Source organism: Streptomyces sp. CB02980, assembly GCF_014451325.2.
Lineage (GTDB): Bacteria > Actinomycetota > Actinomycetes > Streptomycetales > Streptomycetaceae > Streptomyces.
The window spans coordinates 330,858-356,503 of the sequence record NZ_JACSCH020000005.1 but is presented as its reverse complement, the minus strand read 5'-3'; the positions used below and the strand labels follow the sequence as shown (position 1 = coordinate 356,503).

Sequence of the window (25,646 nt, the reverse complement as noted above, 5' to 3'; positions counted from 1 at the left end):
GGCAGCCCTTTTGAAGAAGAGAGGGTATGGCTGTGGACTTCAGATGGAGCAAATCTCTCGGAGAATTCGAGATCGATTGGGCAAGAAAGGGAGACGAGTGGGTTCAGCGTATTCACAAATACTTTGCCGATGTGCGGGGGTGTGCTGGGTTCGGGTTGCGTCGGGGAGGGGATATTGGCGAATTCATTGAGCTGCGTGTCGGGGCAGGGGAGGGGCAACTCGATACGCGGCTGCTGATTCTACCTAAAACTGAAAGCGTTGTGAATTTGTGGATATGTGGAACGGGGGAGGCTGAGGCTGAACTGGACGTAACCGTGTGGACGGCGGCCGTCTCTGAGGCACTCGAGGGGCTAAGAGAGCCACATAAGGTGCACGAATGGACTGCCATAATCGGCACGTTGCCCTCAAAGATGGGGGACCGGGTCGTTAAGATGGGGGACCCGTGCGATATAGCCGAGATCCGGTTCTCCTCCACGGAGCGCATTTTCCGTGAGCCATGGCGTGTTAATGCCTCGTTGAGCTCATGGAAGATCTATGACTCTGTACCGATCCTTGTGCGAGGTCGCAGCTCCGGCTACGACTGGCAGCACGTGCAAAAGGATGCGGCGGAGAATCTCAACCGCCTGGTAGGGCTGTTGTCTGTGGCTTGGGGATTCTTCGTTGATGTGAGAGAAGCGGCAGCACCGTTGGAGTTGGGTGAGCGGTACGCTCCGGACGTTTCTCCGTGGATGTCGGAGTCAATGCATGGGGAGTCTCGTTCTGTTTCAACAGTAGACGTACTCGAAGTGCCGGACTGGATTAACGGTGCGTGGCAGCGGCTGAAGAGGCAGAAGAGACTGGATGCTGCCATTGGAATGTACATGGAAGGGGTTCGGGTCCAGGATGAGCACGATAGCCTGGCCCTCGTTTCCTTCGTGGCCGTGGTCGAGGCGATTTCTCTGAGCCTTTTCCATGAGCAGCGCTGTCCGGGATGTAAGGGGCATCTGAACATTGGGGCGAAATTCCGAGAGACGCTCAAGCTGGTGCTGAGTCCTGACGAAGCGGAGGAGCTTAATCGTGTCTACTCCAGCAGGTCGAAGACCGTTCATACTGGGCGCCTTTATGGCGGAGAAAGCTCGCCTGGAGCGTTTGCGTTCAGCTTCTTTGAGAAGTCGACGGAGATTGAATTCTCTCATCAGATGGTTCAAAGAATGAAGAATGTCGCCCGGAACCTCCTTCAAATGGCTCTGCGGGGCGACCTGCCTGGCAAAAGCCACTACGAGGCGGCCCCCGCAGCGGCGTCGTGAGCAGCGCTCGTGGGAAGCTTGAGAAGCTGTCCGGGGCTGACTGTCACAGGAGGTAAGTGTGTCTCAAGCAAGTCCGCGTGGGACCTATCTCGTGGTCTCGGAGGCTCTGCGTGCGCGAATCGCTGAGGGGGCCTACGGTGACGGCCTGCCTTCCGAGGCGGAGATCGGGCGGGAGTTCGGCGTAGCCCGTACGACCGTCCGGCGAGCCCTGCGCGCCTTGGAAGAGTCGGGCGACATCGCAACGGTTCCGGGTGTCGGACGGCAGGTGGCGGCGTCAAGCAAGGTGGCGCCATACGAGCAGATCATGTTGGACCTTCAGAAGCGCATGCGCGAGGGAACACTCCCAGTTGGTGCCCGCCTGCCCAGCGAGGCGGAGCTGGCGGAAGCCTATGGCGTGTCCCGAGGCACCGTGCGGCGCGCCGTACGCGAGCTGGAGACAGCCGGGTATGTGAGAGCCCAGCACGGCGTTGGGCGGTTCGTTAGCTCGGCACCGTGAATCGAGACGAATCCGGAAGGTACGCACCGTGAAGTTGGCCAAGTGGGCACATGACCTCGCAGAGTCCCTGCTTGCCGATCGCCTCCCGGATCGGTGGGCTCATTCTCAGCGGGTCTACTCCCAGGCTTTGGCGCTGGCGCCAGCCCTCGGCGAAGATGCTGAACTGCTGGCAGCAGCAGCCATCGCACACGACGTCGGCTATGCGCGAGAAGCCGTGGACACGGGGTAGCACATGATCGACGGCGCCCGGTACCTTCGGGATGTGGTGGGGGCTGACCCTCGCCTGTGCAGCATCGTCGCCTTCCACACGTCCTCTCCGTGGGAGGCCGTCGAGCTTGGGCTGTCCGAGGCCCTCGACGAGTTCGGGCCGGCGGAGCATGAGTTGGTGGACGCGATCACCTTTTGCGACCTGACCAGCAGTCCCACGGGGCAGCTGGTTGACCCTGCTCAGCGGTTGATGGAGGTGCTGGACCGGTACGGACCTGGGCACGTCGTATTCCGTGCTGTCTCGGCAGCGCGGCCCGAGCTGCTGAATCGAGTGGAACGTGTACAGCAGCGCAGGGCCGTGGCCGCCAAGGAGAGGTTCAGCTGATCCGGGGGACGGGTGATTCGCGGAAGCCCTCTTCGAGGCGCAGCCTCGTCGTGGGCGCCATGTCGAGCGACTCGACATCGGACCGTGGAACCCATCGAACTTCGAAAGACTCCGAGCTCACCTTGATCTCGCCGCTGATGGCCCTTGCCCGGAAGCACAGCGAGAACTCCTGGCGGACCTCACCGTCAGAGAACTCGATCACATGGCCAGGGTCGGTGAAGATGCCGACCAAGCCGATCACTTCGACTGAGATCCCTGTCTCTTCCAAGACCTCTCGCCTGACGGTTCCGGCGATGTTTTCGCCGATCTCCTGGACGCCCCCAGGCATGCCCCAACGGCCGTTGTCCGAGCGGCGTTCCAAGAGAACCTCACCTTCCTCGTTGACTACGAAGGCGGTCACCGCCGGCACGATGGAGTTGGCTTTCGGGGCTGCAGGATCGTCGAAGTAGTCCGTGCGGGTCATGGTTGCCCTTCGATGGGTACGGCCTCGCTCCACACCTTCTCGAAGCTCTGCTGGTAGGTGGAGACGAGTTCGGCGCCTGCCACCTTCCTCAGGTGCAGTACCGGGGCCATGGGTGCGCTGACTCCGTAGACCTGAGTGTTCACGAGCCACTCGTCGTCGGAGCGATACAGCGAGTTGTGGAGCGTCGACCGGTGCAGTCGAAACTCGATGCCGGACAGTGCGTAGAGAGGACGGTAGAGCTTCATGACCTCCCGCACTTTGTACGCGACGCCCTCCCCGATCTCCTCCTCCTCGCCCCGACGCTGGATCTCTGGGCTCTCCGGGTCACCAAGGAGGATCCGGGCGCTCTCAGCGCTATGCCCGGTTCCTGGATCCACGCCTACCTGGCCCTCTCGCTGTTGCTGGGCATTCGAACCGAGGAAGTACGGCCCCTCACGTGGAACCACGTGAAGCTGGAGGTGCCGGACGGCACGATGCCGCACATCGAAGTCTGGCGATCCGTGCGACGCCAGGGGGAGACCAAGACGAGGAAGAGCCGCAGGACGCTGGCCATGCCGCAGCAGCTCGTCGCCGTTCTTCGGTCCCTTCGCCAGGCTCAGCAGGTGCAGCGACGCTTGCTGGGACTCGCCTGGAGCGATGAGGGCTTCGTCTTCGGCACGGACAGTGGCCAGCAGCGCACGGCCGAGGCTGTGCGCCGAGCGTTCCGTAGCCTGCTCAAGGAGGCCGGGTTCGAGGACCCCAAGACGTGGACGCCGAGGGAGCTCCGGACGAGTTTCGTCTCCGTTCTCTCCGCTCACGGGATCCCGATCGAGGTCATCGCCCGAGTGGCCGGCCACAGCAACACGCAAGTCACGGAGAAGGTGTACCGGAAGCAGATTCGCCCAGTCATCACCGAAGGGGCCGAGGCGATGGATGACATCTTCGTCGGGACCGAGGAGCCGAAGGAGTAGGGCCGTCTCCGGCGGCGTGGCTCCCTGTTTGGCTCCCCTCGCACCTCCGTGATCGGTCGAAGCGGCGTGCGATCAGCGGGTTCGCCCCGGGAGTCGCTTACGGAACCACTAAGCGACGCCTGAGGAACCTCCGGCGCCGAAGGCGTCAGCCCAGTCGCCGGTAGCGGCGCTCCGGTCGTCCCGTGCCGCCGTACCGCAGGGTGATCTCCGCCCGGCCCGTTTCCGCGAAGTACTCCAGGTAGCGGCGGGCGCTCACCCGGGACAGGGAGCCGGCTTCCGCGCATTCCGTGGCCGAGAGGCCCTCCGGGTGCGCGCGGAGGACGGAGTCGACCAGGTCGGCCGTGTGGGCGGCCAGGCCCTTCGGGAGTTCCCGGGAGCCGCGGGGGCGGGTGCCGAAGATCTGGTCGACGTCCTCCTGGCGGGCCTCGTCGAGTTCGTCGAGGCGGCTGCGCAGCGAGGCCACATGGCGGAGCTGCTCGTGCAGCGCCGCCTGGCTGAACGGCTTGATCAGATAGTGCAGCGCCCCCGCCCGCAGCGCCTCGCGGATCGTGCCCACGTCCCGGGCCGCCGTGATGAAGAGCGCGTCCATGCCCAGGCCCGCCGCGCGCAGCTCCCGCAGCACCTGGATGCCGTCCATGTCCGGCAGGAACACGTCGAGCAGCACCAGGTCGGGCCTGAGCCGCTCGGCCGCGCGCAGGGCGTCGGCGCCGCTGTGCGCGACCCCGGACACCGTGAAGCCCGCCACCGCCGACACATAGCGGCAGTGCAGCTTGGCGACCATGAAGTCGTCGTCCACCACCAGCACGTTCGTCACGACGACCCACGCTAGGTCCCGACCACAACGACCACAACGTCCGTTGATTGCGGAAGAGAGACAGCTTCTTAACGCGAGGGCAACATGTGGGCCACTTCACATCCCCTTTTCCCCTACAGCTGAGAGGCGGCACACGTGCGGTTGCGCACCCCCTACGCCCTCCTCGGGGCCGCGCTCCTGGTGCTGGCGGGCCCGCCGCTGCTCAGTCCCGGCAGCGGCTCCGACACCGGCACCCGGATACCCGGCCTGCGTTTCATGGTCCCCAACACCCCCGGCGGCGGTTACGACATCACCGCCCGCACCGCCGCCAAGAACGCCGAGGAGGCGGACCTCACCGGCGACATCGAGGTCTTCAACCTGCCCGGCGCGGGCGGCACCGTCGGCCTCACCCGGCTCGTCGGCGAACGCGGCAACGGCCGCCTCGCCATGTCCATGGGCCTCGGCGTGGTCGGCGCCGTCCACACCAACGAGACCCCCAGGACCCTCGCCGACACCACCCCGATCGCCAGGCTCACCGAGGAGCAGGACATCGTCGTGGTCGGCAAGGACTCCCCGTACAAGACCATCGACGAGCTGCTCACCGCCTGGAAGAAGAACCCCGGCAAGCTGCCCGTCGGCGGCGGCTCCTCGCCCGGCGGCCCCGACCACCTCGCCCCGATGCTGATGGCCCAGGCCGCCGGCATCGCCCCCAAGGACGTCAACTACGTCCCCTTCGACGGCGGCGGCGAGCTCCTCGCCTCCATCCTCGGCGACAAGGTCGCCTTCGGAGTCTCCGGCGTCGGCGAGTACCTCGACCAGATCAAGGCCGGGGAGCTGCGGCTCCTCGCCGTGACCGGCCCGAAGCGCGTGCCCGGCCTCGACGCCCCCACCCTCCGGGAGGCCGGTCTCGACACCGAGTTCACCAACTGGCGCGGCATCGTCGCCCCGCCCGGCCTCTCCGACGCCGAGCGCGAGAAGCTCGTCACCCTGGTGACCGAGCTGCACGACTCCCCGCAGTGGCGCGAGTCGCTGAAGACCCACGGCTGGAACGACGCCTTCCTGCCCGGCGAGGAGTTCGGCACCTTCCTCGCCGAACAGGACCGCCGCGTCGGCTCCGTACTGAAGGAGCTCGGTCTGTGAGCACCGAATCCGAAAGCGCCGAATCCGAGAGCGCCGAATCCGAAAGCGCCGAAACCGAGAGCACCTCGTCCGTGAGTGCCGCATCCGTGAACAGCAGGAAGGGGAACCTCGCCTCCTGGTGGCGCGAGCGGTCCGAACTCGGCGTCGGCGTCCTGCTGTTCGTCCTCGGCTTGCTCGTCCTCACCGACGCCCTCACCCTCGACGCCGACCTCGCCGGCCGCGGTCCCGTCGGCCCCGCCACCGTCCCCCTCGTGGTCGGCTGCGGACTGCTCGTCGTCGCCGTCCTCCTCTCCGCCGACGTCCTGCGCGGCGGCCGCGGCGAGGCCGAGGCCGGTGAGGACGTCGACCTGACGGAGCCCGCCGACTGGCGCACGGTCCTGCTCCTCGCCGGTGTCTTCCTCGCCTTCGCCGTCCTCATCGGCCCGGTCGGCTTCCCCGTCGCCGGAGCGCTCCTCTTCTGGGGCGCGGCGTACGCCCTCGGCAGCCGCCACTTCCACCGCGACCCGCTGATCGCGGCGGCCCTCTCGCTCCTGACCTACGTCGTCTTCGACAAGCTGCTCGGCGTCCCGCTGCCCGGCGGTCCGCTGATGGGAGTGATCTGACCCATGGATTCCCTGAACTCCCTCATCGACGGCTTCGGCACCGCCCTCACCCCGATGAACCTGCTGTGGGCCGCCATCGGCGTGCTCCTCGGCACCGCCATCGGCGTCCTGCCCGGCATCGGCCCCGCCATGGCCGTGGCCCTGCTGCTCCCGGTGACGTACGGCCTCGAACCGACCGGCGCGTTCATCATGTTCGCCGGCATCTACTACGGCGCGATGTTCGGCGGCTCCACCACCTCGATCCTCCTCAACACCCCCGGGGAGAGCGCGGCCGTCGTCGCCGCCATCGAGGGCAATCCGATGGCCAAGGCGGGCCGGGGCGCGCAGGCGCTCGCCGCGGCCGCCATCGGTCACTTCGCCGGCGGCATGATCGGCACGATCCTGCTCGTCGTCCTCGCCCCGACGGTCGCCGCGCTCGCCGTCGACATCGGCGCCCCCGACTACCTCGCCCTGATGGTCCTCGCCTTCATCGCGGTGACCTCGGTCCTCGGCTCCTCCCGCATCCGCGGTCTCGCCTCCCTCCTCATCGGCCTCACGATCGGTCTGGTCGGCCTCGACCAGATGACCGGGCAGCAGCGCCTCACCTTCGGTTCGCTCCAGCTCGCCGACGGCGTCGACGTCGTCATCGTCGCGGTCGGACTCTTCGCCATCGGCGAGGCCCTCTGGGTCGCGGCGCACCTGCGCCGCACGGCGGGGGAGGCCATCCCGGTCGGCCGTCCCTGGCTGGGCGGGGACGACGTGAAGCGCACCTGGAAGTCCTGGCTGCGCGGCCCCCTCATCGGCTTCCCGTTCGGCGCGATCCCGGCCGGCGGTGCGGAGATCCCGACCTTCCTGTCGTACGTGACGGAGAAGCGTCTCTCGAAGCACAAGGAGCAGTTCGGCAAGGGCGCCATCGAGGGCGTGGCCGGACCCGAGTCGGCGGCCTCGGCCTCGGCGGCCGGGACGCTCGTCTCGATGCTGACCCTCGGGCTGCCGACGACGGCCGTCGCCGCCGTGATGCTGGCCGCGTTCCAGCAGTACGGCATCCAGCCCGGGCCGCTGCTCTTCGAGCGGGAGCCCGACCTGGTGTGGGGGCTCATCGCCTCGCTGTTCGTCGGCATGGTGCTGCTGCTCGCGCTCAACCTGCCGCTCGCCCCCGTCTGGGCCAAGCTGCTGCGCATCCCGCGCCCGTACCTCTACGCCGGCATCCTCTTCTTCGCCGCCGTCGGCGCGTACGCGGTGGGCGGCGAGGCCCTCGACCTGGTCATCCTGCTGGTCATCGGCCTGATCGGACTCGGCATGCGGAGGTACGGACTCCCGGTCCTGCCGGCCGTCATCGGGGTCATCCTCGGCCCGGCCGCCGAACAGCAGCTGCGCCGCGCCCTGCAGATCAGCGACGGTTCGGTGACCGGTCTGGTGAACACGCCGTTCTCGATCACCGTGTACGCGGTCGTCGTCCTCCTGCTCGCCTGGCCGCTGCTGAGGAAGGTGGTCGTCCGGCGTCGTAACGTGTCGGCATGACACAGGACATCCGCCGCGCGACGAGCTCCGACGTCCCGAGGGTGAAGGCCGTGACCGACGCGGCCTACCACCACTACATCGACCGGATCGGTCTCGTACCGGCCCCGATGGAGGCGGACCACGCGGCGGACGTGGCCGCCGGGAGGGTGTTCGTCGCCGGTGACCCGGTGGTCGGCCTCGTGGTCCTCAGGACCGAGGCCGACCACCTCTATCTCGACAACGTCGCCGTCCACCCCGACGCCCAGGGCACCGGCCTGGGCCGCCGGCTGCTCGGCTTCGTGGAGTCCCGGGCGCGTCAGCTCGGGCTTCCGGAGGTCAGGCTGCTGACCAACGCGATGATGTGGGAGAACCAGAAGGTCTACGAGCGGTACGGCTATGAGGTCGTCGAGCGGCGCGTGGACGGACCGTACGACCGTATTCACTACCGAAAGTTGCTCAACTCGCCCCCAATAGGGTGAGTTTCGGCCAAATGGTGGCTGGATCCGGTATCCCTGGCGGGCAGTACCTTCCCCCCACCCCGAAGGGACCCCGCTCATGCGCGTCCGACTCGTCCTCGCCGCAGGCGTCCTGCTCGCCTCCGCCGCCGTCGCCCCTCTCGCCCACGCCGGAGGGGCCGACGGCCTCTCCGCCGGGCCCGCCCTCGACGGCCCCGCCCTGAACGGCACCGCCCTCGACGGCCCTGTCCTGAACGGCCAGGCGCTCGACAGCCACGCCGCCGACGACCTCTCCGTCTACGGCTACGGAACCGTCGGCGACGACAGCACGGTGACGATCTCCGGCATGTACCGCTGCCTCGACGACAGCGCCGGCCCCGTCTTCGTCAGCTCCACCCTCGTCCAGGGGAACCGTTCCGCCGGGATCGGCGGCACCCAGGCCGTCTGCGACGGCCACCTCCACGAGTGGGTCAACACCTCCGTGGTGAAGGACCCCGCCTACCGGCCGGGCGCGGCCAGGGTGCGCGCCACCCTGATGCAGCTCACGGCCGGCGAGGCGGGCCTGCCGGCGCCCGGCTTCCTCGCCGCCGAGGACGCGGCCGTCGAACTCCGCTGACGGCGTCCGGAGGTACGGTCGTTCGGGTCGGCGGGTCGCACGGTCGTCGGGCTTGCCGCCGGCCCCGGCCGGCCCCGGCCGTCGGGCCGCACCTCCGCGCTAGCGCAGCAGCTCGATCAGGCCCTCACGCCCCAGTACCTCCAGCTCGTCGAGGGCGACCACGGCGCACGCCGCCGCCTCCGGATCGGAGGCGGTGAGCCCGCTCGCAGCGAACTCGTCCTCGTCGAGCCGCAGCACCTCGCTGCCGTCCGCCGACACCCACAGGTCCAGGTCCAGGTCCTCGATCACCACCCCGGAGCCGTCGAACACGGCGGGCCGGGTGATGTCGCAGTACCAGCCCTTGAGAGCGCCGTCGGCGGACCACACCTCCTTGACCGTGAACCAGCGGTCGCTCCAGTAGTGCTCCACGAAGACATCGCCCGGCTCGAACCGCACGAAGCCGAAGTCCCGTACCCCCTCGGCCGCCCACGGGGCACGCACCGAGAGCCGGGCGCCGTCCTCCGTGAGCACCTCCGCCGGGTAGCGGATCTTCGTCCGGCCCGCCTTTGTCAGCGTGACCTCAACCGATCGTCCGGACATGCCGTACCTCCCGCGCTCCGACCTCGTAACCGAACCACTTGTTGATCGCCAGCATCGGCTCGTTCCCGGTGTCGTTCCCGGTGAACGCCTCCGTGCAGCCCGCCGCCCGGGCCCGGTGCAGCGACGTGTTCTTGGCGAGCTTCGCGAGCCCGCGGCCCCGGAAGCCGGGTCCGGTGCCCGTCATTCCCGAGTTGTACCGGCCGAGACCGTCCGTCTGCGCCGCGCTGAACGCCGCCGGAACGCCGTCCACCACCGCGACCGTCGTCAGCGCCCGGTCGAGCAGGGGGTGCTCCCAGGTCGTCGCCCGCCAGTGCTCGAAGTCGTCCATCTCCACCCCCACATCGCCCGGCTCGTCGGCCGAGGTCAGCGCGTCCAGCTCGAAGAGCGGCCGGGGATCGGCCGCGAAGTCCTCGGCCGTCAGCAGCTCGACACCGGCCGGCGGCGCCTGCAGCGGCGGCAGTTCGGCGGTGGTGAGGTCGAGCCGGAGGAAGTACGCGGAACGGCTGGGGGAGTACCCCCGCCGCGCGGCCCAGGCGAGGTTCTCCGGCGCGTCCAGGGCCCAGCTGTACAGGGTCCGCGCCCCCCGCTCGGCCAGGTACTCCTCGGCGGCGCGCAGCAGCAGCGTCCCCGCCCCCTGCCCGAGGTGCGCGGGGTCCACGTACACGTTGGCGTAGCCGATCCCGGGCTGCGGCGCGTCGTGCGCGATGCCGACCTGGGCGGTCCCGACGATCCCGCCGGACTCGGTCACGGCGACGAGCGGACGGTAGTGGCTGTCGGGGTGGGCGTGCGCCCAGTCGAAGACGAGCTGCTCGGCCGTGGCGAGCATGTAAGGAAGGGCCGCCCGGCGCACGCGGGCGAAACCCTCGGCGTCCTCGGCGTGTACATCACGGACGATCACAGTCATGGTGCCGCACGCTACGGGCAGGGGACGCACCGCCGCCTCCCATTTTCCGGTGGGGTGGGGGCAGAATCGGCGGGGTGACACTCACCATCGCCGTGGACCACGAATCCACCACCGCTCCGTACGAACAACTGCGTGCCCAGATCTCGGAGCGGGCCCGGTCGGGCAGACTGCCGGTCGGATACAAGCTGCCGACGGTACGAGGACTCGCGGAGCAGCTGGGCCTCGCCGCGAACACGGTCGCCAAGGCGTACAAGGCCCTGGAGGCGGACGGGGTGATCGAGACGCGCGGGCGTCACGGCACCTTCGTCGCCGCCGCGGGCGACGCGGCCACCCGCCGGGCCGCCACGGCCGCCGCCCAGTACGCCGAGGAGGCCCGCCGCCTCGGCCTCAGCCGCGAGGCGGCGGAGGCCGCGATGAGCGAGGCCCTGCGCGCGGCCTACGACAGCTGACCCCGACGCGACGGACCTACAGGTACAGGCCCGCCCCCGCCGTGCGGGGCTCCGGGAGTTCCGCCGGGGGCGTGCCGCGCCGCAGGGCGAACAGCTCCGCCAGCGTCGCGCCCTCGCGCGGTACGTCCTCCGCGCGCCCGAGCCACTCGACGGACTCGGCCCGGCTCAGCGGTCCCACCTCGATCCGGGCCAGGCAGCGGCCCGGCCGGACCACGGCCGGGTGGAGCCGCTCCAGGTCCTCGTTGGTGGTGACGCCGACGAGGACGTTGCGTCCCTGGCCGAGCAGACCGTCCGTCAGGTTGAGCAGCCGCGAGAGGGCCTGACCCGCCGTGTGCTTCGCCTCGCCCCGGATCAGCTCGTCGCAGTCCTCCAGGAGCAGCAGCCGCCAGCGTCCCTTCGCCGTGCCCTCGTCCTCCCCGATGGCGATGTCCATCAGATAGCCGACGTCGTTGAAGAGCCGCTCCGGATCGAGGACGCAGTCCACCTGGCACCAGTCCCGCCACGAGCGCGCCAGGGTGCGCAGCGCGGACGTCTTGCCCGTGCCGGGCGGGCCGTGCAGCAGCAGGAGGCGGCCCGAGATGGACTCGGGCGTCACCTTCATGAGCCGGTCCATCGAATCGGCCACCGGCGCCGAGTAGTTGGGCCGGACCTCGTCCCAGGTCCCGGCGCTGATCTGCCGGGTCGTCCGGTGCGGGCCGCGCCGCGGGGACACGTACCAGAACCCCATCGTCACGTTCTCCGGCTGGGGTTCCGGGTCGTCCTTGGCCCCGTCGGTCGCCTCCTTCAGGACCCGCTCGGCGAGGTCGGCGTCGGCGGCCGTGACGGTGACGTCGGCGCCCCGGTTCCAGCGGGAGATCAGCAGCGTCCACCCCTCGCCCTCGGCGAGCACGGCGCTGCGGTCGTCGTCCTTCGCGGCCCGCAGCACGGTGGCGCCGGCGGGAAGGAGGGTCGCCTCGGGCCTGACCCGGTCCACGGTGGTGCTGTGCGAGTGCGGCTGTTCCCCGGTCGCGAAGCGGCCGAGGAACAGCGCGTCCACGACGTCCGCGGGCGAGTCGCTGTCGTCGAGGGTGAGCCGGATCGGCAGCGACCGCTGCGGCTCGGACGGTACCGGTGGGGTGTCAGCCATGGGCCCATGATCGGGCAACCGGGCATTCCGTGCACCGGCTTTTGAACGGGACGTTTCCTCGGACGCCCGGCCCCCGGAGCCGGACCTGGGGCTCAGATCCAGTGACCCCGCGCCGCGCCCCGGGCGCGCCGCGCGAGCGCGTACCCCTTCGTCATGACCCGGTCCACCGCGAAGGTACGGGCGATCGCCCGCCCCTCCACGAGCCGGACGAACTCCTCGACGCCGGTGGACCGGCGCACGGTCACCCGTTCCAGGGCGTACGGCCCCTGGCGGCGTCTGGCCAGCGCGTTTCCGACGGCGAGCGCCTGCGTGAAGCCGGCCTCCCGGACCGTACGACGGACCCGGCGGCTGGAGTATCCGTACGGGTACGCGAAGGAGGCCGGCGCCGTCCCGAGCTCCTCGCCGACGATCTCCCGGCAGCGCAGCGTCTCGAACCGGAGCCGTCCCGCGTCGAGTTGGTCGAGCTGGGGGTGGGTGTGGCTGTGCCCGCCGATCTCCGTGCCCGCGTCGGCGAGTTCCCGCACCTGCGCCCAGTCGAGCATGGTGTCGAGCGCGCCACCCGTCTCGTGCCTGCCGCGCAGCCAGCCGGTGGAGACGAAGACGGTGCTCGCGAAGGAGTGCTCGGCGAGCACGGGGAGGGCGTGCCGGTGGACGCCCTCGTACCCGTCGTCGAAGGTGACGAGGAGCGGCCGCGCGGGCAGCGGGCCGCCGGTGCGCCAGGCGGCGGCGAGCGCGGCGGTGGTCAGCGGGGTGAATCCCCGCTCGGCGACCACGTCCATCTGCGCGGCGAAGGCCTCGGGGGTGACGGAGAGCCCGAGGGTCGCGGGGGCGGGGTCGGGGTCGACGGCGTGGTACATGAGGATGGGGACGGGCAGGGCGGTGGCGGTGCTGTCGGCGCTGTCGGTCACCGGGCCCCTCCCTCGGAGGCCCCGGCCTCTGCCCGTACCGCTTCGCCGGTTCCGGTTCCGGTTCCGGTTCCGGCCTCGGCTCCGGTTCCGACCCCGGCCCCGTTCGACGAGGCGTCGTGACGCTCGATCGGTCCCCAGGAGAACGTCGTTCCGTACCTCCGGGCCCGCAGCGTACCCAGCGCGTAGCCGCCGGCCGCGACCGTCACCCCGGTGACGATCGCCCCGGCACGGCCCGCGCCGCCGGAGCGCCCGCGCAGTGCGTCGCGCATCCCGCGCAGGACTCCGGCGGGCAACACCCGTGTGGTGTATCGCCGTTCGGACTCCAGGCCCTTCTGCGCGCCGACGCTGCGGGCGACCAGTGCCTTCGAGAGCCCCTCGGCGTAGACCCGGGTACGGAAGTAGCCGAAGCGCTCGCGGACGGGGGGCACCTTGTGGTGGATGACGGCCCGGTCGTCGATGAGCAGGATCGCCTCGGGCAGTGCCTTGGAGAGCCGGATGCACAGCTCGGTCTCCTCCCCGCCGAGGGGCCGCCGGTCGCCGTCCCGCCCGATGCCGGTGGCGAATCCGCCGGCCGCGTCGAAGGCCGTACGACGGAAGGAGGCGTTGCCGCCGAGCACGTTGCGCACCGGGACGCGGCCCGGGGGCAGCCCCAGGTACGTACAGCCGACGACCCAGTCGAACTCCTCGGGGAACCAGGCCGGGCGGCGGCCGGAGGCCCAGGAGGGCAGTGTCCGGCCGCCGACGGCCATGACGCGCGGGTCGTCGTAGGCCGCCGAGAAGTGGTGGAGCCAGTCCTGCTCGGCGACGGCGTCGTCGTCGAGGAAGGCCACGAACTCGCCGCGGGCGGCGGCGATTCCGGTGTTGCGGCCGGCGGAGAGGCCGCGGGGGCCCGCGTTGGCGAGCACCCGCACCTCCTCGGTGAGCCGCTGTTCCGCGTACTCCTCGGTCAGCCGGGAGAGGAGCCGCTCGTTGTGGTCGACCACGAGCAGTGTCTCCAGGGCGGGCAGTGACTGCTTCCGTACGGAGTCGACGGCGGCGAGGATGTCCTCCCACCGCTCCTCCGTGTAGACGCAGATCACCACCGAGAAGCCGTGCGGGGTCGTGCGGTCGTTCAAGACGCCTCTCCCCGGGGGACGTTGACCGAGAACGGGGCCGGCCGGCGGCGGGCGGCCTTGCTGACGGCCTTCTCCTTGAGGATGACCTTCAGGACCCGGATGCCGTCGCGCACGGCGTTGAGGTTGCTGACGCCGTGGATGCGGTTGTATTCGTGGCTCGGGACTTCCTGGACCTTGAGGCCGGCCGTGACGACCCTGATGTTGATGAGGGTCTCGATCTCGAAGCCGGTGCAGTCGAGGGTGATCTTGTCGAGGCAGTGCCGCCAGAAGGCGTTGTAGCCGTAGCAGAGGTCGGTGTACCGGGCGCCGAACTTGCGGTTGACGAGCGAGCAGAGGGCCCAGTTGCCCAGTCTGCGAATGGTCGTCATGTCGTCCGTGCCGCCGCCGTTGGCGAAACGGGAGCCCTTGGCGAAATCGGCACCGCCGACGAGGGCGGAGACGTACGAGACGATCTCCTGGCCGTCGGCCGAACCGTCCGCGTCGACCATGACGATGATGTCGCCGGTGCAGGCCGCGAACCCGCTGATCAGCGCGTCGCCCTTGCCCTTGCCGACCTGCTTGACCACCTTGACGTCCGGCCGGAGTTCGCGGGCGACGTCCACCGTGTTGTCCGTGGAATTTCCGTCGACGAGGACGACTTCGTGAATCCATTCCGGCAGTGTCTTGAACACGTACGGAAGATTTTCGGCTTCGTTCATCGCGGGAATGACGACACTCACCGGCGGAGTGATCGCCAGATGTGAGGTGATGGCCCGGTACTGGGCGGCTATTCGACTCGGCTCGGTCAATTCTTGGCCCGAGACGGATGGGCGCAGGAACGAGCTCATGGGTCTGGTTTCCCTCTCGTCCGGTGGGCCGCCCACCCCTTGGGCGGTCCGATGGTGTGTCCGGTTCGAAAGGGGGGTTCTCGCCATCCCGCACAGAACGATCACCTTGCGTGATCGGCGAGTTGGCATGTCTGGCCGCGCGGTACCCGCGACTCGGCGCACGTTCGAACACCGAGCACGGCACCCCCCTACCGCGCCCCGCCCCGGGACCATCAGCGACGCTAGAGCCCTCCCCTGAGCCGCTTTGCGTGATGGATCGGTGCGGGTGAGATGTACGACGGTATTGATGAATGGGACTGTATGGCAAGTCCCTGATCTGTGGCCCGCTTTTCCGTAGTTTGGCGAAGCTTCGACGGTCAGATGTGCAACCGTCCCGATCGGATTCGGTCAATCCGTTTGCGTGCAGGGAACAGTGATGCGGGATCAGGCTTCTGTGCTTTGTTGTGCGAATGTGTCGTGTTCTCGTTCGACCGTTCAGCGGGACCGGAGCCTCCGCTTCCTGTCCTGTTCCGATCGCTCGCCGGCCGCCTGTCGTTCATGGCCGGAACTGGACGGTCGCTGACGGAGGATCGGGTGACGTTCATCCCCAGTTTTGACATGAACACTTCCGGTGCGGCGGATCCGATGCTACTACCTGGTAGCGCAGAGATCCTGCTAAAGGGAGGTTCCATGAGACTGTCCCGTTTTGCCGCCGTTTCGTCCTCGCTCCTGCTCGGTGCCGTCCTCGCCCTCACCGGGGCGGGCGCCGCCCAGGCCGCCGAGACCGCCGCACTCGACTATGTGGCCCTCGGTGACTCGTACTCCTCCGGTGTCGGCTCGGGGAGTTACGACAGCGCCAGCGGCGACTGCAAGCGCTCCACGAAGGCGTATCCGGTGCTGTGGAAGAACGCGAACGCCCCCTCCTCCTTCGCGTTCACCGCCTGCTCGGGCGCCCGAACGGGTGATGTGACCGCGAATCAGCTCGGTCCGCTCTCGTCCGCCACCGACCTGGTCTCCCTCACGATCGGGGGAAATGACGCCGGTTTCGCCGACGTCATGACGACCTGTGTGCTGCAGTCCGAAGCCACCTGTATCAGCCGAGTGAATCAGGCCAAGAGCTACGTCGACACGACGCTGCCCGGCAAGCTCGACTCCGTCTACACGGCGATCAGGAACAAGGCGCCCGCCGCCCACGTGGTCGTCCTCGGCTACCCGCGCTTCTACCAGCTGGGCGGCGGCTGCGTCGCAGGCCTGAGCGAGAACGAGCGCAGCGCCATCAACGGAGCCTCCGACTACCTCAACGCCGCCGTGGCCAAGCGCGCGGCCGACCACGGCTACACCTTCTCCAGCGTCGTCCCGGCGTTCACCGGACACGAGATCTGCTCCGGTTCCGCCTGGCTGCACAGCGTCAACTGGCTCAACATCGGGGAGTCCTATCACCCGACGGCCGCCGGTCAGTCCGGCGGTTACCTGCCCAGCTTCAGGAACGCGGTGTAACCGGACCGCCGCCCGCGCCGTCCGTGGCGCCGGGGCCGGCCGGAGCGGTGCTCGTGACACCGCCCGGCCCGGGCCCGGCGCCTCGCTCGTCGTCCCGGACCAGGTGATACGCCAGGGCTCCCGCGATGAGCAGCGCGCCGATCAGCCCGGCGAGCAGGACGTGGGTGCGGCGGGGCGACTTCGACCGGGGGGATTCCGGCACCGAACTCACGTGTGTCGCAGGGGTGTTGTCGTGCCGGCTCCCGATCCGCCCGCTCGGCTCGCCTCCCGCCGGAGCGGCTGAGGCTGCGGCGGACGGCTCCGCCGGGGCCCGGCCCGACTCCGCCCGGCCCGGCTCCCCCCGCGCGGGCCGCGCCCCACCCGTCGCCACCCGCCGCAGCTCCCGCTCGACCCGGTCCGCCGTCAGTGGGTGCTCCGGGTCCTCGTTCGACAGCCCCTCGAGGAGAGCGCGGAGCTCCCCGGCCCGGTCGTCCTTCGCGGGCAGCGGCGACGGCCGTGCCGACACCGCCGCGTCGAGAAGCCTCCCCAGGGCGCGCAGCTCCGCCGCCGGCCCCGGATCGCCCTCCGGAGCCGTACCGAAGCCGGTCACGACGATCCGTCCGTCGTTGGCGAGGAGGACGTGTTCCGGATCCACTTCCCGGTGCGGGACGCCCGCCTCCCGCGCCGCCCGCAGTCCGGCCAGGACCTCCGCCCCGACGCGGGCGGCCTCGCGCGGCGGCAGCGGCCCGGCCGCCTCCAGCGTCTCGGCGAGGCCGAGGCCCCGGACGAGCTTCATGACGACCCAGGGCCTTCCGTCCTCCGTGGCGACGCCGAGGACCCGTACGACGGCGGGATGGGAGATCCGGGCGGCGGCCCGGGCCTCGCGCTCGCGCCGCGCGTACAGAAGGGGCACCTCGTCCGCCGCGAGCCCGTCCGGGGCCCGGAGTTCCTTGAGGGCCACCTCGTGGCGGTCCGTCTCGTCCAGGGCGCGCCAGACGGTGCCCGTCGCCCCTTCGGCGAGCACGTCCAGAAGCCGGTAACGACCCGCGATCACCGTCATGGATCCACGGTAGCCGAGGGGTGTCCTCCCGGCCCCGGTCCGTCGGCGGTGCGGTGCCCGGTCCGCGCGCCGCGCGACTCGAACGATCTTGGTGGTGGAGATCACACCGGTCCGGGTGCGCGGGTACGCGGGTCCGGAGGGCAGGATGGTTCGTGACGGTTCGGCAGGTGTTCGAATCCTGTCCAACTCGCCCTGGAATCAGATGGATTCGGACGGTGACCGTCAACCCCCGTACGAGTGCCGTGAATCCCGTCGCCGGGATACACGGGTGTCACCGCGGGGCGATAGGGTTAACCTGCCCTGGGTCGGGTGCCCTTGTACGGGTGGGGAGTGACATGGAACAGATAGCAATGCGCAGCAGGCCGCGAGTGCCTGCCATCACCTGCGGGAGCAGCGCGACGAGTTCGCGGCTCGACCGTCATCTCGCGGTGCTCGGCGGTCCCGCCGTGCCCCAGCGGGAGGTGGCCGAGGCGACGCTGCTGATGCGTGAACTGACGTCGCGTACGCCCGAGGTTCCGGTGCACGGTCACCGCAGCCGCAGCGCACGGGTCTCGCTCTTCGCCCCGCTCCGCCGCCTGCGCCGCTCCCTCTTCGGAACGCGTCACTAGGAGCCGGGCGCACCGGGCCGAGCAACCCCGAGGTTCCCGCCCGCTTCCGCCCGGTCGCCCGTACGACTCCGACTGCACGACTGCGACGTCGCCGGACGTGTCCCCGCCCGTCCGGCGCTCAGTCGTACCCGGCCGCGGGCCCGACCCCGCGAGAGACGCCCGACCTCGCGAGCGGCGTCCGACCTCGCGAGCGGCGTCCGACCCCGCGAGCGGAGCCGGGCCCCGCACGGCCTCAGGCGATCACCCCCGCACTCCTCAGCTCCTTCACCTCCGCCTCCGGCACCCCGAGCTCCCCGAGGACCTCGTCCGTGTCCTGCCCGAGGGCCGGGATCCGGTCCATGCGCGGTTCCGGCGCGTCCGGGAACACGAGGGGCGGCAGCAGCGAGCGCAGCGGCCCGACCTGCGACTCGACCTCCCGCCAGCGGTCACGGGCCGTCAGCTGGGGATGGTCCGCGAGCTCCGCGACCGAGTTGAGCCGGGCGCAGGCGATGCCCGCCGCGTCGAGCCGGGCCAGCGCCTCGGGCGCCGTCAGCGGGGCCAGTGCCGCCGCGACCGCCGCGTCCGTCGCCGCCCGCCCGGCCACCCGCGCCGTGTTCGTCGCGAAGTCCGGGGCGTCGGCGAGGTCGGGCCGGCCGAGGACCTGCTCGGCGAGCCGCCGCCACTCCCGGTCGTTCTGTACGGAGAGCAGCACGAGGCCGCCGTCCGCCGTCGGATAGGCGTCGTACGGAGCGATCACCGCGTGCGCGAGCCCCGTTCGCGCCGGGGGCGTACCCCCATGCATGCCGTAATGCAACGGGTGCCCCATCCACTCGGCGAGCGAGTCGAGCAGGGAGACCTCCACCGGGCCGCCCCGGCCGGTCGTGCCGCGCCTGACGAGTGCGGCGAGGACACCGGAGAAGGCGTACATCCCGGCGGCGATGTCCGCCGCCGGGATCCCGGACTTGACCGGCTGCTCCGGCGTCCCGGTCACCGAGACCAGGCCCGCCTCGCACTGGACGAGCATGTCGTAGGCCCGCTTGTGCGCGTACGGTCCCTCCGCCCCGTACCCGGAGACGTCCACCGCGATCAGCCGCGGGTGCGTGGCGCACAGCGTGGCGGCGTCGAGGCCGAGCCGGGCGGCCGCCCCCTGGGCGAGGTTCTGCACGAAGACGTCCGCGCCGGTCACCAGCCGCCGGACGAGGGCGAGACCGCGCGGGTCTTTGAGGTCGACCGCCACGGACTCCTTGCCCCGGTTGCACCACACGAAGTGGGAGGCGAGGCCCCGTGCGGCCGTGTCGTACCCCCGGGCGAAGTCCCCGCCGTCGGGGCGCTCGATCTTGACGACGCGGGCGCCGAGGTCGGCGAGCTGCCGGGTGGCGAAGGGGGCGGCGACGGCCTGCTCGACGGCGACGACCGTGATGCCTTCGAGGGGGAGTGGCTGAGTGCTCATGAAAGCCCTGCCTACCCTGCGGGGCCGGTCCTTGTCACCAGGGGACATGTCACCCCCGGTGGGTGCCGAGGATCGTCAGCCCCGGGTGTAGCGGCGGACCGCGAGCGGGGTGAAGAGGGCGATCAGGCCGAGCGACCAGAGCAGCGCCCCGGCGACCGGGTGGGCCACCGGCCAGGCCGCGTCCGCCGGGACGGGCGCGTTGCCGAAGAGGACCCGTACCGCCGTCGTGACCGCCGAGATCGGGTTCCACTCGGCGACCGTGCGCAGCCACCCCGGCAGGTTGTCGGTCGGGATGTACGCGTTGGAGAGCAGCGGCAGCATGAAGGTGGCGCTGCCGAGCTGGCCCGCCGCCTCCTCGCTCTTCGAGGCGAGGCCGAGCAGGATGCCCACCCAGGTCGTCGCGAAACGGAAGAGAAGCAGCAGACCGAAGGCGCCCAGGGCCTCCGGCGCGCTCCCTTCGATCCGCCAGCCCATGGCGAGCCCGACCAGGATGAGCGGCACGGTGCCGACGGCGCTGGTCACGAGGTCGGCGAGTGCCTGCCCGAGCGGGACGGCGGACCGGCTCACGGGCATGGTCCGGAAGCGGTCCATGACACCTCGGTGGGCGTCCTGGGCGGCCTGGAACATGCCGGTCATCAGGCCCCCGGCCGCCGTCGCGACGAGCAGGCCCGGCACCAGGTGGGACCGGTACTCGGCGCCCGGCACGGCGAGCGCGCTGCCGAACACGTACCCGAAGAACAGCAGGAACACGATCGGCATCGTCTGTGTCATCACGGTGATCGCGGGCGCGTGCCGGATGCGCAGGAGGTGGCGGCCGAGGACGGCCGCTCCGTCGTGGAGGAGAGCGGTGCTCACCGGGCGCGTTCCCTGCTCCTGAGCGAGAGCGGTGCTCATGCGACGAGTTCCTTACGGTCGGTGAGGCGCAGGAACACCTCGTCGAGGGTGGGCGGGCGCAGCGAGGCGTCGACGACGAGGACCCCGGCCGCGTCGACCTCGCGGACGATCCGGGGGAGGGTGAGCGTGCTGTCCGTGGTCACCGCGCCGACCGTGCGGCGCGCGGCGTCCAGGACCGGCGCCGAGCCGGTCAGCCGGTCGAGGACGGCCGCGGCCGCTTCGAGGGCCGAGGGGTCGGCGACGACCACCTCGGCGTAGCTGCCGACGAGCGCCTTGAGTGCGGCCGGTGTGCCGCGCTGGGCCACGCGGCCCTCGTCGATCAGGACGATGTCGTCGGCGAGCTGGTCGGCCTCCTCCAGGTACTGCGTGGTCAGCAGCACCGTGGTGCCCCGGGACGCCAACCCCCGTACGGCGTCCCAGATCCCGTTCCGGCTGTGCGGGTCGAGCCCGGTCGTCGGTTCGTCGAGGAAGAGGACCCGCGGCGGTACGAGCAGGCTCGCGGCCAGATCGAGCCGCCGCCGCATGCCGCCGGAGTAGGTGCGGGCGGGGCGCCCGGCGGCCGCCGTGAGGCCGAACTGATCCAGGAGTTCGTCGGCGCGGGCGCGCGGGGCGCGCAGCAGCCGCGCGAAGAGCCGCAGGTTCTCGGCGCCGGTCAGGTCCCCGTCGACGGAGGCGTACTGCCCGGTGACCGCGATCCGCTTCCGTACCCCCGCCGGGTCGCGCACCACGTCGTGGCCGGCCACCAGCGCGCTGCCCGCGTCGGGCCTCACCAGGGTCGTCAGGACACGGACGGCGGTGGTCTTGCCGGCGCCGTTGGGGCCGAGGACGCCGCAGACCGAGCCCTCGGGGACGGCGAGGTCGAGGCCGCGAAGGGCGTGGACATCGCCGTACCGCTTCTGCAGACCCTCACTAAGTACAGCGTACGTAGTCGTCATGGCGCGACCATATCGCACTACGTACGGCGTACGTAACTACGATGGGGAGCGAGGTGATGATCCATGGCGGGCCGAGCGGCCGAACCGGAAGTGATCTGGGCGCGGCCCGAACGCGCGGGCCGAGGCCCGAAACCGGCGTACAGCCGTCGGGACATCGTGGACGCCGCCGTGCGCGTCGCCGACACGGACGGGATCGACGCGGTCTCCATGCGGCGGATCGCCGCCGAGATCGGCTGCGGCACCATGTCGCTCTACAACTACGTCCCCCGCAAGGAGGACCTGTACGAGCTGATGGTCGACGCGGTCAGCGGCGAGTACGCGCTCCCCGAGGAACCCAGCGGCGACTGGCGCGCCGACATGACCGGGATCGCGTACCAGAGCCGGGCGATCATGTACCGGCACCCCTGGCTGGCCCGGGTGATGACCACCGCCTACGGATTCAGCCCCAACGCCCTGCGCTTCCTGGAGTGGTGCCTCGGCTGTCTCGTCCCGCTCGACGTCCCCCCGGGGCTGAAGATGCAGCTGATCGCCATGGTCAACGGCACGGTGATGGCGACCGTCGCCAACGAACAGGCCATCGCCGAACGGGCCCGCGGACTTCCCTGGTCCGAGGAGGAGGAGCAGGCGGTGCGCGGCGCCTACCTCATGGGGCAGGTCGCGAGCGGGAGGTACCCGCACCTCGCCGGACTGCTCGCCGAGGCCCCCGCCGCCCCCGTCGACCCGGACGAGATCTTCGCCCTGACCATCAGGCGTCTGCTCGACTCGTTCGCGCCGCCGGAGGGCCCCGTCACAGCAGCATGAACTGGCCCTCCGGGCCCTCCTCCTGATGGTCGAGCACGGAGGCGGGGCGGCGGGACCCGGCCGGCGGAGGCAGCACGCCCGCCGCCCGCAGCTCCTCCCGGCCCGCGGATCCGGCCGCCTCCGGGGTGAGGGCCGCCCGCTCAGGCTCCCGCGCGCCGAGCAGCGCGAGCACCGTGACCAGGTCGAGCAGCTCCGAGGTCCACTCCTGCGGCCAGGCCGCCGGCCCGATCGCGTCGAGCGACCCGGGCTCCGCCGGGGCGGTCCGGTGCGCGAACCACTGCTCGAGGACCCGCGCCCCGCCGACGCTGAACTCCCAGGCCTCCACCGGTACGGGCGAGATGCGGCCCTCGTCGAGACACAGGGCCTCGTCGGTCGCGTCGTACGTCAACGCCTCGGGGCGGGGCGGCACCGCCGCCCGCACGTACGGACGGCGCCCGCCCGGCAGCCGCGGCTTCGTCCCGGTCAGCGCACCCCGCACCTGGATGTCGACGAGCTTGCGGCCGAGCGCCACACCCGCCGCCCAGACCTCCGGGTCCCCGGGGAGCGGCACCCGGCATCCGGCGGGGGAGGGGCGGGCCGCCGCCACCGTCCACGCGAGCCATTCCAGGGCGTCGACCTCGTGCCCGTACCGCTCGCCGAGGAAGCCGAGGAGACCGGGGGCGAGGTTCGGCTCCAGGCCTCCGGGGCGCCGGAACAGCGGACGGATCCGGCCGGGTCGGCCCGCGGGGGAGCGGCCCTCGGGCAGCGCGGCCGTCACCAGGAGCGCGGGGCCGGCCGCACCGGGCACGTATCCCTGCTCGACGGCGAAGAGCTGCGGCGCGCCGGCGACCCGCCACAGCTCCGGCCGAGCGGCGTCGATCAGGCGGTGGTCGGGCAGCAGCAGCTGCTCGTCGAACGGCCCGCGCGCGACCCGAACCGGCTCCGGGCACGGTCCCGGCTCACGGGCCCAGCGCACGGTGCCGGTCCGCTGGCCCGGCAGCGCGGCGACCGCACTCGACGGGGTCCGCGCCCGGCTGGGGCGGAACAGGGCCTCGCGCTCGGCCCCTTCGGCGGCCACCAGGCGGTCCCAGCGGGACCGCAGCGTCCGCGCGTCCGGCGCCACGATCCACGAGCGGCCGAAGCGCAGCGGCGCGACGGACCACGGCATGAGGTCGTCGAGGAGGGGGAGGTCGGCGACGGGCGGCGCGTCGGCGAGGGGAGGCAGATCGGCGTTGTTCGCTCCGGGGGCTTCCGTCACGCCCCGCATGCTAACGACCGCCGTCCGTGGGTCTCCACTGTCCGAAGGCCCCGGACTCCTGCTCCTGGGCTCCGGCCGTGTCGGTCACCGGGCCTTGGCCGTGACGGTCACTGGGCTTCGGCGGTGTCGGTCACCGGGCCTTGGCCGTGACGGTCACTGGGCTTCGACCGTGTCGGTCACCGGGCCTTGGCCGTGTCGGTCACCGGGCCTTGGCCGTGCCGGTCACTGGGCTTCGACCGTGACCGTGAAGGAGAAGCGGTCGCCGCGGTACCGGATGCGGGCCACGTCGACGACCCTGCCCTCCTTGTCGTAGGTCACGCCGGTGTAGTGGAGGATCGGCGACAGGAGCGGGACCTCCAGGAGCGCCGCCGTCTCGGGGTCGGCGAGACGGGCCTCGACCGTGTCCGTGATGCGGCTGATCCGCACCCCGACGACGTCCCGCAGCACCTTCGTCATCGGCCAGCGCTCCAGATCGGCCGGGTCGATCGCGGCCGCGAGCTCGGGACGCACCGCGTTCTCCGCCCAGTTGGTCGGCTCGCCGCTCTCCCCGTCGCGGCGCAGCCGCCGGTACGCCATGATCTCCGTCAGGTCGGGGAAGTGCTCGGAGAGCTCACCCGGCACCGCCTCGCTGCCGTGCCCGAGGACCGTCGTCCGCTCGCCCGACTGCTGGGCCACGATCGTGTCGATCGAGCCGAGCAGCCGGCGCGGGGTGGAGCGCCGGGCGCCCGGTTCGATGAAGGTCCCGCGCCGCCGGTGCCGGCTGATCAGGCCCTCCTCCTCGAGTTCCTTGAGGGCCTGGCGCATCGTGAGCACACTGACGCCGTAGTGCGCCGCGAGCTGCTCCTCGGTGGGCAGTCGCAGCGAGGCGTCGGGCGTGCGGCCCAGTATCGAGGCGCGCAGCGACTGCGAGACCTGATACCAGAGCGGCAGCTTGCGGTTCAGGACCAGCGAGTCGGGTGCGAAGGCGGTCACGGGTTCTCCGTACGAAGGCTACGGGCTTACGGCCGAGACACTACGGCCGAAAGTGGCGCTCAAGACCCTGCCATACGTCGTCGTAGCCCTTCTGCAGGTGGTCGGCGCCCGCGGCCTGCGGGGTCGCGGTCACCGGCCAGCGGGTCTCGAACATGAAGGCAAGGCCGTCGTCGATCTTCTGCGGCTTCAGCTCGGCGGCGCTCGCCCGGTCGAAGGTCTCCCGGTCGGGGCCGTGCGCGGACATCATGTTGTGCAGCGAGCCGCCGCCCGGTACGAAGCCCTCCGCCTTCGCGTCGTACGCGCCCTCGATGAGGCCCATGTACTCGCTCATCACGTTGCGGTGGAAGTACGGCGGCCGGAAGGTGTCCTCGCCGACCAGCCAGCGCGGGGCGAAGACCACGAAGTCCACGCTCGCGAGGCCGGGGGTGTCGGAGGGGGAGGTGAGGACCGTGAAGATCGAAGGGTCGGGGTGGTCGTACGAGATCGTCCCGATGACATTGAAGCGGTGCAGGTCGTAGACGTACGGGGTGTGGTTGCCGTGCCAGGCGACGACATCGAGCGGCGAGTGGCCGTACGTCGCGGACCAGAGGTTGCCGCAGTACTTGTTGACCACCTCGACCGGACCCTCGACGTCCTCGTAGGCGGCGACCGGGGCCCGGAAGTCACGGGCGTTGGCGAGGCCGTTGGCGCCGATCGGGCCGAGGTCGGGGAGCTGGAACGGCGCCCCGTAGTTCTCGCAGACGTAGCCGCGGGCGGTCTCCTCCAGCAGGTCCACGCGGAAGCGGACCCCGCGCGGGATCAGCGCCGTCTCGCCGGGGTGGACGGCGAGCAGGCCCAGCTCGGTGCGGAGCAGGAGGCCGCCGCGCTCCGGGACGATCAGCAGCTCGCCGTCCGCGTTGCCGAAGACCCGCTCCATGGAGGCGTTCGCGTGGTACAGGTGCACGGCCATGCCGGCCCGCTGGGTCGCGTCCCCGTTGCCGCCGAGGGTCCACAGGCCGGCCAGCCAGTCGGTGCCGTGGGCCGGGTCGGGCAGCGGGTTCCAGCGCAGCCGGTTGGGGTCGGGCACGGTCTGGTCGAAGGGCGCGGAGCGGACGTCACCGTTGTCGATCCGGATGAACGGCGGGTGCGCCGCGGAGGGGCGGATCCGGTAGAGCCAGGAGCGGCGGTTGTGTGCCCGCGGCTCGGTGAACGCACTGCCGCTGAGCTGCTCGGCGTAGAGGCCGAGGGGTGCCCGCTGCGGTGAGTTGCGGCCGTGCGGCAGTGCGCCGGGGATCGCCTCCGAGCTGTGCTCGTTGCCGAAACCGGTGCTGTAGCCGAGCGCCTCGGCCGTCTTCCTGGCCTGCTCGCGCTTCTCGGCCTGCTCCGTGGTCATCGCCCGCTCCTGTCCTGAGCCCACAAGGGAAGCCCACAAGGGAATCCTATGCATGACCGTAGGATTCCGCGCGGCTCACGTCAACGGGGCATCGGGAGTCGGT

The 25,646-nt window shown here is 70.8% G+C and carries 30 protein-coding genes; 14 read left to right on the top strand and 16 right to left on the bottom strand.

All coding sequences use genetic code 11. The features are described 5' to 3' along the window. Window positions 1-26 precede the first annotated feature (26 nt). Genes E0F75_RS14115 through E0F75_RS14110 form a run of 4 tightly spaced genes read left to right on the top strand, consistent with a single transcriptional unit; the run spans window position 27 to window position 2,374 of the window. Window positions 27-1,286, top strand: coding sequence for a hypothetical protein (locus tag E0F75_RS14115; RefSeq protein ID WP_187622847.1), 1,260 nt, complete (start codon window positions 27-29; stop codon window positions 1,284-1,286). Between the two features lie 58 nt (window positions 1,287-1,344). Continuing rightward, the gene (locus E0F75_RS40720) at window positions 1,345-1,782 is read left to right on the top strand and encodes a GntR family transcriptional regulator (RefSeq protein WP_187622846.1); all 438 of its coding nucleotides are present in this window, start codon (window positions 1,345-1,347) and stop codon (window positions 1,780-1,782) included. Between the two features lie 28 nt (window positions 1,783-1,810). After that, on the top strand, window positions 1,811-2,011 hold the full coding sequence (locus E0F75_RS40715; RefSeq protein WP_206706124.1) for an HD domain-containing protein: 201 nt from the start codon (window positions 1,811-1,813) through the stop codon (window positions 2,009-2,011). Between the two features lie 3 nt (window positions 2,012-2,014). After that, complete coding sequence (locus E0F75_RS14110; RefSeq protein WP_206706123.1) at window positions 2,015-2,374, top strand: metal-dependent phosphohydrolase; 360 nt, start codon at window positions 2,015-2,017, stop codon at window positions 2,372-2,374. Here the strand turns inward: E0F75_RS14110 and E0F75_RS14105 are convergent. Continuing rightward, on the bottom strand, window positions 2,367-2,837 hold the full coding sequence (locus tag E0F75_RS14105) for an NUDIX domain-containing protein (RefSeq protein WP_187622845.1): 471 nt from the start codon (window positions 2,835-2,837) through the stop codon (window positions 2,367-2,369). The genes E0F75_RS14110 and E0F75_RS14105 overlap by 8 nt on opposite strands. Continuing rightward, window positions 2,834-3,214: a hypothetical protein gene (locus tag E0F75_RS14100; protein ID WP_187622844.1), complete on the bottom strand. Its 381-nt coding sequence runs from the start codon at window positions 3,212-3,214 to the stop codon at window positions 2,834-2,836. Before E0F75_RS14100 ends, E0F75_RS14105 begins: the two co-directional genes overlap by 4 nt. Here E0F75_RS14100 and E0F75_RS14095 point away from each other — a divergent pair. Beyond that, window positions 3,194-3,787 carry a site-specific integrase gene (locus E0F75_RS14095; protein WP_187622843.1) on the top strand — a complete coding sequence of 198 codons (594 nt, stop codon included), beginning with the start codon at window positions 3,194-3,196 and terminating at the stop codon, window positions 3,785-3,787. The genes E0F75_RS14100 and E0F75_RS14095 overlap by 21 nt on opposite strands. Before the next feature lie 145 nt (window positions 3,788-3,932). Here the strand turns inward: E0F75_RS14095 and E0F75_RS14090 are convergent, their stop codons facing one another. After that, window positions 3,933-4,601 carry a response regulator gene (locus E0F75_RS14090; RefSeq protein WP_187622842.1) on the bottom strand — a complete coding sequence of 223 codons (669 nt, stop codon included), beginning with the start codon at window positions 4,599-4,601 and terminating at the stop codon, window positions 3,933-3,935. A 135-nt stretch (window positions 4,602-4,736) separates the two neighbouring features. Here E0F75_RS14090 and E0F75_RS14085 point away from each other — a divergent pair, with 135 nt between their 5' ends. The 5 genes from E0F75_RS14085 to E0F75_RS14065 all read left to right on the top strand — a co-directional run bounded on the left by E0F75_RS14085 (window position 4,737) and on the right by E0F75_RS14065 (window position 8,872). Next, complete coding sequence (locus tag E0F75_RS14085; protein ID WP_187622841.1) at window positions 4,737-5,720, top strand: tripartite tricarboxylate transporter substrate binding protein; 984 nt, start codon at window positions 4,737-4,739, stop codon at window positions 5,718-5,720. 71 nt (window positions 5,721-5,791) lie between these two features. Then, window positions 5,792-6,322: a tripartite tricarboxylate transporter TctB family protein gene (locus tag E0F75_RS14080; protein WP_187622940.1), complete on the top strand. Its 531-nt coding sequence runs from the start codon at window positions 5,792-5,794 to the stop codon at window positions 6,320-6,322. Between the two features lie 3 nt (window positions 6,323-6,325). Beyond that, window positions 6,326-7,822 (top strand): tripartite tricarboxylate transporter permease, encoded by a 1,497-nt coding sequence (locus tag E0F75_RS14075; protein WP_187622840.1) that lies wholly within the window; start codon window positions 6,326-6,328, stop codon window positions 7,820-7,822. Further along, the gene (locus E0F75_RS14070) at window positions 7,819-8,280 is read left to right on the top strand and encodes a GNAT family N-acetyltransferase (RefSeq protein WP_187622839.1); all 462 of its coding nucleotides are present in this window, start codon (window positions 7,819-7,821) and stop codon (window positions 8,278-8,280) included. The genes E0F75_RS14075 and E0F75_RS14070 overlap by 4 nt, the downstream gene beginning before the upstream one ends. Window positions 8,281-8,356: 76 nt before the next feature. Beyond that, window positions 8,357-8,872 (top strand): DUF6299 family protein, encoded by a 516-nt coding sequence (locus tag E0F75_RS14065; RefSeq protein ID WP_187622838.1) that lies wholly within the window; start codon window positions 8,357-8,359, stop codon window positions 8,870-8,872. Between the two features lie 99 nt (window positions 8,873-8,971). Here the strand turns inward: E0F75_RS14065 and E0F75_RS14060 are convergent, their stop codons facing one another. Next, entirely contained in the window at window positions 8,972-9,451 is a 480-nt protein-coding gene (locus tag E0F75_RS14060; protein ID WP_187622837.1) for a DUF402 domain-containing protein, read from the bottom strand. Continuing rightward, window positions 9,432-10,355 carry a GNAT family N-acetyltransferase gene (locus E0F75_RS14055; protein ID WP_187622836.1) on the bottom strand — a complete coding sequence of 308 codons (924 nt, stop codon included), beginning with the start codon at window positions 10,353-10,355 and terminating at the stop codon, window positions 9,432-9,434. Before E0F75_RS14055 ends, E0F75_RS14060 begins: the two co-directional genes overlap by 20 nt. Window positions 10,356-10,429: 74 nt before the next feature. Here E0F75_RS14055 and E0F75_RS14050 point away from each other — a divergent pair, with 74 nt between their 5' ends. Continuing rightward, a complete protein-coding gene (locus tag E0F75_RS14050) occupies window positions 10,430-10,804 on the top strand; it encodes a GntR family transcriptional regulator (protein WP_187622835.1) in 375 nt (124 codons plus the stop codon). Between the two features lie 16 nt (window positions 10,805-10,820). Here the strand turns inward: E0F75_RS14050 and E0F75_RS14045 are convergent, their stop codons facing one another. From E0F75_RS14045 to E0F75_RS14030, 4 genes are all read right to left on the bottom strand, one after another. After that, window positions 10,821-11,930, bottom strand: a complete 1,110-nt coding sequence (locus tag E0F75_RS14045; RefSeq protein ID WP_187622834.1) for a DUF5925 domain-containing protein — start codon at window positions 11,928-11,930, stop codon at window positions 10,821-10,823. A 92-nt stretch (window positions 11,931-12,022) separates the two neighbouring features. Next, the gene (locus E0F75_RS14040) at window positions 12,023-12,787 is read right to left on the bottom strand and encodes a polysaccharide deacetylase family protein (RefSeq protein ID WP_187622939.1); all 765 of its coding nucleotides are present in this window, start codon (window positions 12,785-12,787) and stop codon (window positions 12,023-12,025) included. A 47-nt stretch (window positions 12,788-12,834) separates the two neighbouring features. Then, a complete protein-coding gene (locus tag E0F75_RS14035; RefSeq protein WP_229312671.1) occupies window positions 12,835-13,953 on the bottom strand; it encodes a glycosyltransferase family 2 protein in 1,119 nt (372 codons plus the stop codon). Then, on the bottom strand, window positions 13,950-14,780 hold the full coding sequence (locus tag E0F75_RS14030; RefSeq protein ID WP_187622833.1) for a glycosyltransferase family 2 protein: 831 nt from the start codon (window positions 14,778-14,780) through the stop codon (window positions 13,950-13,952). The genes E0F75_RS14035 and E0F75_RS14030 overlap by 4 nt, the downstream gene beginning before the upstream one ends. A gap of 669 nt (window positions 14,781-15,449) precedes the next feature. Between E0F75_RS14030 and E0F75_RS14025 the strand changes: the two genes are divergently transcribed. Next, a complete protein-coding gene (locus tag E0F75_RS14025; RefSeq protein ID WP_187622832.1) occupies window positions 15,450-16,256 on the top strand; it encodes an SGNH/GDSL hydrolase family protein in 807 nt (268 codons plus the stop codon). Here E0F75_RS14025 and E0F75_RS14020 read toward each other — a convergent pair. Beyond that, a complete protein-coding gene (locus E0F75_RS14020; protein WP_187622831.1) occupies window positions 16,240-17,295 on the bottom strand; it encodes a protein kinase in 1,056 nt (351 codons plus the stop codon). The genes E0F75_RS14025 and E0F75_RS14020 overlap by 17 nt on opposite strands. Window positions 17,296-17,630: 335 nt before the next feature. On the opposite strand from E0F75_RS14020, the gene E0F75_RS14015 reads away from it, so the two are divergent. Further along, entirely contained in the window at window positions 17,631-17,903 is a 273-nt protein-coding gene (locus E0F75_RS14015; RefSeq protein ID WP_030315798.1) for a hypothetical protein, read from the top strand. 232 nt (window positions 17,904-18,135) lie between these two features. Here the strand turns inward: E0F75_RS14015 and E0F75_RS14010 are convergent, their stop codons facing one another. The 3 genes from E0F75_RS14010 to E0F75_RS14000 form a co-directional block, all read right to left on the bottom strand. Continuing rightward, entirely contained in the window at window positions 18,136-19,332 is a 1,197-nt protein-coding gene (locus E0F75_RS14010; RefSeq protein WP_187622830.1) for a CaiB/BaiF CoA-transferase family protein, read from the bottom strand. 75 nt (window positions 19,333-19,407) lie between these two features. Beyond that, window positions 19,408-20,226: an ABC transporter permease gene (locus tag E0F75_RS14005; protein ID WP_187622829.1), complete on the bottom strand. Its 819-nt coding sequence runs from the start codon at window positions 20,224-20,226 to the stop codon at window positions 19,408-19,410. Continuing rightward, the gene (locus E0F75_RS14000; RefSeq protein ID WP_187622828.1) at window positions 20,223-21,161 is read right to left on the bottom strand and encodes an ATP-binding cassette domain-containing protein; all 939 of its coding nucleotides are present in this window, start codon (window positions 21,159-21,161) and stop codon (window positions 20,223-20,225) included. Before E0F75_RS14000 ends, E0F75_RS14005 begins: the two co-directional genes overlap by 4 nt. 63 nt (window positions 21,162-21,224) lie before the next feature. Between E0F75_RS14000 and E0F75_RS13995 the strand changes: the two genes are divergently transcribed. After that, entirely contained in the window at window positions 21,225-21,962 is a 738-nt protein-coding gene (locus E0F75_RS13995; protein ID WP_187622827.1) for a TetR/AcrR family transcriptional regulator, read from the top strand. On the opposite strand, the gene E0F75_RS13990 is transcribed toward E0F75_RS13995, so the two are convergent. From E0F75_RS13990 to hmgA, 3 genes are all read right to left on the bottom strand, one after another. Then, the gene (locus tag E0F75_RS13990; protein ID WP_187622826.1) at window positions 21,949-23,208 is read right to left on the bottom strand and encodes a type ISP restriction/modification enzyme; all 1,260 of its coding nucleotides are present in this window, start codon (window positions 23,206-23,208) and stop codon (window positions 21,949-21,951) included. The two genes, E0F75_RS13995 and E0F75_RS13990, sit on opposite strands and share 14 nt — an antisense overlap. A gap of 213 nt (window positions 23,209-23,421) precedes the next feature. After that, complete coding sequence (locus tag E0F75_RS13985; RefSeq protein WP_187622825.1) at window positions 23,422-24,171, bottom strand: GntR family transcriptional regulator; 750 nt, start codon at window positions 24,169-24,171, stop codon at window positions 23,422-23,424. A 40-nt stretch (window positions 24,172-24,211) separates the two neighbouring features. Beyond that, on the bottom strand, window positions 24,212-25,543 hold the full coding sequence (gene hmgA, locus E0F75_RS13980) for a homogentisate 1,2-dioxygenase (protein ID WP_187622824.1): 1,332 nt from the start codon (window positions 25,541-25,543) through the stop codon (window positions 24,212-24,214). Between the last annotated feature and the right edge of the window lie 103 nt (window positions 25,544-25,646).

What these genes read in the sequence shown, in the direction of transcription:
- E0F75_RS14015 (WP_030315798.1), top strand. Translation starts at nt 17,631, where the DNA reads ATGGAACAGATAGCAATGCGCAGCAGGCCGCGAGTGCCTGCCATCACC.
- E0F75_RS14115 (WP_187622847.1), top strand. Translation starts at nt 27, where the DNA reads ATGGCTGTGGACTTCAGATGGAGCAAATCTCTCGGAGAATTCGAGATC.
- E0F75_RS14010 (WP_187622830.1), bottom strand. Translation starts at nt 19,332, where the DNA reads ATGAGCACTCAGCCACTCCCCCTCGAAGGCATCACGGTCGTCGCCGTC.
- E0F75_RS14025 (WP_187622832.1), top strand. Translation starts at nt 15,450, where the DNA reads ATGAGACTGTCCCGTTTTGCCGCCGTTTCGTCCTCGCTCCTGCTCGGT.
- E0F75_RS14110 (WP_206706123.1), top strand. Translation starts at nt 2,015, where the DNA reads ATGATCGACGGCGCCCGGTACCTTCGGGATGTGGTGGGGGCTGACCCT.
- E0F75_RS14075 (WP_187622840.1), top strand. Translation starts at nt 6,326, where the DNA reads ATGGATTCCCTGAACTCCCTCATCGACGGCTTCGGCACCGCCCTCACC.
- E0F75_RS14055 (WP_187622836.1), bottom strand. Translation starts at nt 10,355, where the DNA reads ATGACTGTGATCGTCCGTGATGTACACGCCGAGGACGCCGAGGGTTTC.
- E0F75_RS13995 (WP_187622827.1), top strand. Translation starts at nt 21,225, where the DNA reads ATGGCGGGCCGAGCGGCCGAACCGGAAGTGATCTGGGCGCGGCCCGAA.
- E0F75_RS14060 (WP_187622837.1), bottom strand. Translation starts at nt 9,451, where the DNA reads ATGTCCGGACGATCGGTTGAGGTCACGCTGACAAAGGCGGGCCGGACG.
- E0F75_RS14005 (WP_187622829.1), bottom strand. Translation starts at nt 20,226, where the DNA reads ATGAGCACCGCTCTCGCTCAGGAGCAGGGAACGCGCCCGGTGAGCACC.
- E0F75_RS13990 (WP_187622826.1), bottom strand. Translation starts at nt 23,208, where the DNA reads ATGCGGGGCGTGACGGAAGCCCCCGGAGCGAACAACGCCGATCTGCCT.
- E0F75_RS14020 (WP_187622831.1), bottom strand. Translation starts at nt 17,295, where the DNA reads ATGACGGTGATCGCGGGTCGTTACCGGCTTCTGGACGTGCTCGCCGAA.
- hmgA (WP_187622824.1), bottom strand. Translation starts at nt 25,543, where the DNA reads ATGACCACGGAGCAGGCCGAGAAGCGCGAGCAGGCCAGGAAGACGGCC.
- E0F75_RS14070 (WP_187622839.1), top strand. Translation starts at nt 7,819, where the DNA reads ATGACACAGGACATCCGCCGCGCGACGAGCTCCGACGTCCCGAGGGTG.
- E0F75_RS14000 (WP_187622828.1), bottom strand. Translation starts at nt 21,161, where the DNA reads ATGACGACTACGTACGCTGTACTTAGTGAGGGTCTGCAGAAGCGGTAC.
- E0F75_RS14065 (WP_187622838.1), top strand. Translation starts at nt 8,357, where the DNA reads ATGCGCGTCCGACTCGTCCTCGCCGCAGGCGTCCTGCTCGCCTCCGCC.
- E0F75_RS14105 (WP_187622845.1), bottom strand. Translation starts at nt 2,837, where the DNA reads ATGACCCGCACGGACTACTTCGACGATCCTGCAGCCCCGAAAGCCAAC.
- E0F75_RS14095 (WP_187622843.1), top strand. Translation starts at nt 3,194, where the DNA reads ATGCCCGGTTCCTGGATCCACGCCTACCTGGCCCTCTCGCTGTTGCTG.
- E0F75_RS14040 (WP_187622939.1), bottom strand. Translation starts at nt 12,787, where the DNA reads ATGTACCACGCCGTCGACCCCGACCCCGCCCCCGCGACCCTCGGGCTC.
- E0F75_RS14030 (WP_187622833.1), bottom strand. Translation starts at nt 14,780, where the DNA reads ATGAGCTCGTTCCTGCGCCCATCCGTCTCGGGCCAAGAATTGACCGAG.
- E0F75_RS14045 (WP_187622834.1), bottom strand. Translation starts at nt 11,930, where the DNA reads ATGGCTGACACCCCACCGGTACCGTCCGAGCCGCAGCGGTCGCTGCCG.